The 316-nt window shown below is 38.6% G+C and carries 1 protein-coding gene; it reads left to right on the plus strand.

The genetic code is table 11. The features are described from left to right. The first annotated feature begins 30 nt into the window (after positions 1-30). On the plus strand, positions 31-243 hold the full coding sequence (locus H5232_RS23795) for a calmodulin (protein ID WP_145241752.1): 213 nt from the start codon (positions 31-33) through the stop codon (positions 241-243). Positions 244-316 lie beyond the last annotated feature (73 nt).

The raw sequence follows: 316 nt of genomic DNA on the forward strand, positions 1-316 counted from the left end.
TTTTGATAGTACATTGAAGGAATATTAATTATGAACACATTAAATAAAACATTAGCACTTATCGCACTGGCATCTTCATCAGCGGCGTTTGCTGCTACCGATTTTGATACGCTAGATGTTGATGGGAATGGAGCTCTGAGCCAGCAAGAAGCATCAATGGGTGGTATTACATCTACAACATTTGCAGAGCTTGATACTGACCAAAACGGTGAGTTATCAAAAGAAGAGTTTTCAAAAGCTTAATAACCTAATACTGAGTTTATCCTGAGTTGCCAAAGACAACCTAAGTGGGCAGGGAACCCATGATAAAGGATAA

The sequence above is a fragment of the Pseudoalteromonas sp. SG41-5 genome (genome assembly GCF_014164495.1).
In the GTDB taxonomy this organism is placed as follows: Bacteria; Pseudomonadota; Gammaproteobacteria; order Enterobacterales; family Alteromonadaceae; genus Pseudoalteromonas; species Pseudoalteromonas rhizosphaerae.